Source organism: Gilliamella sp. Pas-s27, from assembly GCF_009795865.1.
In the GTDB taxonomy this organism is placed as follows: Bacteria; Pseudomonadota; Gammaproteobacteria; order Enterobacterales; family Orbaceae; genus Gilliamella.
The window spans coordinates 1-5,641 of the sequence record NZ_WTEW01000043.1; the positions used below are offsets into that span (position 1 = coordinate 1).

Here is a 5,641-nt window from a genome sequence, read left to right on the forward strand (position 1 = left end):
CGATTTCTTCTGGCCAGTTGACTTTGATTGGCCATGTAAACTCTTCTTCTGGCATCAATTCCCCATCCAAATTATTATCATAAAACGCCATATAGCTATTTATCCACATCCATTCGTCATAGCTTAAACTGCTATAAGCTGCTAGTAGAAAGTAGTCAATCACTTTAGTGGTATTAGGCTCGCATACTACACATTCTAGACGATAGCTTCTAACCATTCCGCCACTAGCAAGAGGCGCTGATACTGAGGTCATACACCCTTGAATATCTGCCCAATTAAATTCTTTAACGGTTATCTCTTTAGCTCTAAAGGGCGAGCGAATAAACGTTCTTAATGAACCAAAATATAATAGGAAATGGTCATAAATATAAACCTTACCTGTTTTTCGATTGAAACGAATGGGACAATCTTCAGGAGCAAAAAAAATATTCGAAGCCATTAGAAAGAAGATATACATACCAAAAAACACTAATAGACAACATGGTATAAATATAAATCTAGTTTTACTTTTTTCAAAAAAAATAATTGGTATAACAAAGTACAAGACTACTAATAATAATAAAACAGTTGCAGAAGCAATAGTTATCATAAGTATACGAAGCAAAGGACTCATCCCTGTTAATCGTCTTGAAAATTCACAATAATCATCATTAGCATAACGTAATTTTTTATTATTACTTAAATGTAATTTTTTTGTATAAACCCCTTTGTATAAATCTTCGCGCCAACATGAGACTTGTGGTTGATACTTTGATGGCATTATTATGTTCTCCTTTTTAATTGATAATATGTTCAATGCGTAGGGGCGATTTGGCGTCTTTACCTTGCCAGTAATGTAATATACCAATCACTTTTTTGGCTTTTACCCTTAATTCAGCCACTTTTTGGTCTATCGCCACGGTAGCATTTATATTTGATCCGATAGGGTAGGCTTTCGATTTAACCCAACGTACTAAATCATGATTACATTGATTGGGTGATACCATAACATTCAGATTTTCATCGTCTTTACCTTTTACAATTTGGACCTTAGCCGATTGCCCTTCAGAATCAGTTAGATAGACCATACAGGTATAACGGCTTTGTACATCAAAATTGGGCAGTTTAATATGTACATGCAGCCCACCCGCATAAATTAATGCAGCGTTTTCATCAGAATCATTACGAATATCGTCCAAAAAGAACTCCATATCATAAGATTGATAATTTAAAGCCAAATAAACACCTGAAAGATAGGTAAAATAGTCATTCAACGCGGCACTGGTGCCAACTGCGGTGAGAGGATAAGGCTCCCCTTTTTCTGGATGTTTATGGTTACCAAAGTAGCAACGGTTAAACCACACTTCCATGGGCGACCAACGATCGGCTTCTGAGCCTATATACACCAAAATTGCACCAATAACGGCAAAAGCTATAGCTAAAAGCGCAACTGAAAGGGTAAGAGAAAATATTACACCATATAAACCTATACCTCCAGAGATTAAAGCCCCTCCCCCCCCCAAGGCAACTAAACCTCCATCAATATTGTCTCCATTAGTAATATATTGGATTCCTTTATAAATATCCATGACCCCATCCAATATTGTAATTAGCGCTAGCGTTCCCCCGGTGACTTTTATGAATTTCTCCCCCCCCGGTATCATGGTGGTAAAGATATTGGTTTTGGGTAATGCACTACCAACTAGCTTAATCGTGTGGGCCATTATTTCAGCCGACATTAACGACAGAACGACACTAGTCTTTATCATGTCATTAAGAATTTCATCTCTCACTTCTTGCCGCATTTCACGACATTGAGCCTCGAATTCTTGCCTATTTTGACTGTATAAAATTCCGTGCAAAAATATCATTATCCCATTCATCAAAATACCTTTGGTGGCATCGAACTTGATTCGTCGTTTGGCTTGTACCATTGCTATTTCAAGGTCAGCTAAGGTTAGCTCGCCACTAAATTGGTGAGCGTGTTTAATTTCAGCGCCTAATACCTTTTTGGCTTTCGCAAGGGTGGTTTCTTTTAAATTGCCGCCTTTTTTCAACTCATCAATTATGTTATTCATTGAGGCTATATCATCAGCCAATACCATAAACTCCATTTGAACCGTTTTTTCGAGCTGTTTTTTAGTCAGTTGGCTTTCAAATTGCCAGCGCTTATCGGTATCCGATACTCTTGATAGCTTATACAGCTTGGAATTTTTATCAATACTTACCGATGATACATCTGAATGCTCCATCAAAATTTCATAAACTTTGGGTAGGTTTTTAATTTTGACAGGAAAACTTATACGCCTATGCTCAATACCCGAAAACATTTTAAGCAGTTCTGTGCCATGATCTTTTATTAAAATATCGTTAATTAACTTAGCGTTCTTTGGTGGATTAGCAACACTGGCAGCCATCCAACTCGTTAATACTTCCATTTTATCCACAAATAAGGTCGTATTTTTCGCATCAATTGGCAAATTCAAAATATCGTTAATTTTGCCCACTAATTCATTGAGAATTGTTACATCCGTTTTGTGGTTTGCTGCATCTTGATTTTGCTGCATTTCATCGGTACGTTGTTTTAGTAGCAATTCATACAAGTTATTATCTTGACCTTTTAACAGATGAAAATAGATGGAATTTTCATCTCGTAATAGGCTGTTCCATAAGCCAAACTGTTCAGGTAACTTCGCAATTTGTAAATTACCTTGTAATATGGCAATCACATCTTCAAAATAGCCTAAGTGGTCTTTTGAGTAGTCGTTTTCTTGCTCTCGCTTCCAAAACTCGACCTCATTATAGTCAGCTAATTTGATAACATATTCAGAATTTTTATCTTCAGTGTTTTTATTCTCTTCGGAGTTCTTATTTTCTTCAGTGTTTTTATTCTCTTCGGAGTTCTTATTTTCTTCGGTGTTTTTATTCTCTTCGGAGTTCTTATTTTCTTCGGTGTTTTTGTTCTCTTCGGAGTTCTTATTTTCTTCTATTTTTTTATCTTTATAACCAAAAAGCCAAGTGACATAAACTAAATAATCGATTGATATTTTGCGGATATCTTCAACAATTTCGTCAAATAGTTTTTTTTCCTCTTGGCGAAATGCGTCTAGTTTACCCTTATCTAGCCGTGCAGACAGTTTTGCCCATTCTTTATCAAATTTAGATTGTACTGCACCTTCTTTCGTTAATGAAAAACGGTGTACACTGACATAGTTGTTATAAGGAATTTGAGATTGATTTTTTTGTTTTAATAATACTGTTTTTTCTTCATCAGTTAAGGCAACTTCTTTCCAACCTTCTGATTTTAATTTTTCAATCCGTAAGCTGTAATCATATAATTTATAATCTCTAATATTGCTCATATTTGTTGCGGGTTCATAAACATCCTTATATTGTGTTTCATTATATTTACCGTCTTTTTCATTTTCTTGCTCTATTTGATTCGCAAAATAGTTCTTCAATCCTTTTTTATAAGCGTCAATACAAGACACAATCCTACGTTTATAGGCTCGATTAGTGGAAAAATATTCATGATAATATTTGCGGGTATTTGTATTGGGCTTTAAGGGGATGGTTAATAATGGTGCTGTGTTACTTTGATTATCATCAATATTCGGATTGATAAGGCTTTGAAAATAATCTTTCGCGTATGAAAACAGCTGTGGTAACTCATTAGACGAATTTAACCAACTATCTGATGGTGTAAAATCCGCTATTTTTTCATTATAGGCATCGGTTAATTTTTTCTCTATTTCCCGTTCGTGCTCTAAAAGGGCATTATTAATAGGGTCAAAGTCCCGCAATCGTTGTGCATTAAGCTCTTCGGCTATGCCGAAGGTGTCTTCTAACACAATGCAGCCTATTTTACATTGATACTGATTTTCAAATTTTTTTGCTATATCTGCAATTGCCTTTAAATTGTCTTTATGTGAATAATCATAAAATTCATGTGCACTTGGAAAACGTACATTAAAATCTTTTTTTTCAAAGAAAAACTCAGGTAAATAAGGCGCTTTATTTTTGTCGAGTAAATCATTGAAAGCAAAACTACGCCCATCGGTTAAAGCGGTAGGATCGTTTCGGGTTTTATCGTTTATCGTTACTTTGGTAAATCGCCTTAAATCGGCATCTGGAGAACGGTAATAATCTTCAATATCTTTTGACCAAGCTCGACGGCTATAAGCTATCCATACCGTTGCATTTAATACATCAATATTAGCAAAAATAGCGGGCACATTATGGTTCATTTTAGTGCATTTTTCAGCCAAATCTTCAATCTCATATTTTTTCATATGGTAAATGGAGCGGTGTCTTAACGCCCCTTTCGAGGTCACTTCGTAGCCTAATAATTTTCGATTGCCATTTTGTTCCATTAATACATAAACATATCCTTTGCGTAACATTCTTAAAGCATACGTATGCTTCGTTAATGCCTTGCTAGGGCGCCTATCAGCCAATTTAGGCACGTTTTTTGACCAATCTATTTCATGGTAAGCATTAGGATTAATAACCGATTGACGGACTAAAAAAAATGGCATACCGTTTCGTTGACAAGTACCACATCCACCACCAGCCATTTCCGAGGCATTTTTTGCTTCAGTAAAAATATTAGGGTCTATTTTTTCCATGATATATTCCTTTGTTATTATTGTTCTAGCTCTATTTGACTTAAATGCTGTGCTAAAGTGCCCGGTTCATCTATTGCTTTAGCTATCGCAGCTTTTAACGATTTAGGGTCTAATCGGTCTTTATAGCGCATAAGCACTAATGATAACGTAAATAGATCGTTGCTATCTTCTAACCCTTCTATTTTTGCTTTGTTATAAAAATCAGCTAATAATAATATGTCTGAATCTTCAATATTTTTATTTTGATTTTCACAAATATTTTGCCAAGCTACAGTTAAGTGATATAACTGAACAGATTGTTTTAAAAAATTTTTAGTTTCTTCTGTCACAAATAGATCAAAGGGTTCAGGGGTATAAGATAATGATTGAATAACCTGCAAATGATTGGTGAAGGATGTAAAACAGTAAGTACTACAGCAACTTAATAAGGTTGGTAACCAATCTGGACAAATTTTATTGCCTTCTTGCAATAAAAACATTCGAAACGGTTCATAAAAAGGAACAAAACGGCCCCCAATTAATTGACCTAACTTTAAACCGATGTTAATCAGTTGATCACTTAAAAATTGAGGGATGTTTTCGCTAACTATACAGCCACACAAATATCGTTTTGGTAGCGAACCTTCTTCCTTTAGTTGATTACTAATAAAATGAACTAATCTTTTATTGATTGGTTCATCAGGTTTTGCGATCACAACTAACTTTGGGCAATGACGCTGATCGTGAGCTAAATCAGGTCTTGGCACAACTTGGATAGCTTCTTTACCTAGATTTTCTTGCAAACTATCAATTGATAATATATGAAAATAACTTAGCGAAACTAAATGATCAATTAATAGATAACGATATTGTTTACGTGCTGTTTCATTATCTAAAAGATTAAGTAATTGTTTTTCCATTATGCTGACTCCGAACATGTGTCGCCTTTTGGTAATTCAACTTCTGGTACTTGATAATTTGAAGGTCCTAATATGCGAAAGCTAGCAGATTCAATCTGAACATCACCCGGTGCTAGCATTTTTATACCGCCATTT

General features: G+C 35.1%; 3 protein-coding genes. All 3 read right to left on the minus strand.

Translation table 11 applies throughout. From position 1 onward, the window contains the following. Positions 1–760, minus strand: a 760-nt coding sequence (locus tag GQ589_RS11125) for a DUF6708 domain-containing protein (protein WP_160426212.1), incomplete at its 3' end; no start/stop codon positions are given. A gap of 16 nt (positions 761–776) precedes the next feature. Continuing rightward, positions 777–4,607, minus strand: coding sequence for a toxin VasX (locus tag GQ589_RS11130; RefSeq protein WP_160426214.1), 3,831 nt, complete (start codon positions 4,605–4,607; stop codon positions 777–779). Between the two features lie 17 nt (positions 4,608–4,624). Then, positions 4,625–5,506, minus strand: a complete 882-nt coding sequence (locus GQ589_RS11135; RefSeq protein ID WP_160426216.1) for a hypothetical protein — start codon at positions 5,504–5,506, stop codon at positions 4,625–4,627. Between the last annotated feature and the right edge of the window lie 135 nt (positions 5,507–5,641).

Excerpts from the sequence above, each read along its gene's own strand:
- GQ589_RS11135 (WP_160426216.1), bottom strand. The coding sequence starts at position 5,506 with ATGGAAAAACAATTACTTAATCTTTTAGATAATGAAACAGCACGTAAA.
- GQ589_RS11130 (WP_160426214.1), bottom strand. The coding sequence starts at position 4,607 with ATGGAAAAAATAGACCCTAATATTTTTACTGAAGCAAAAAATGCCTCG.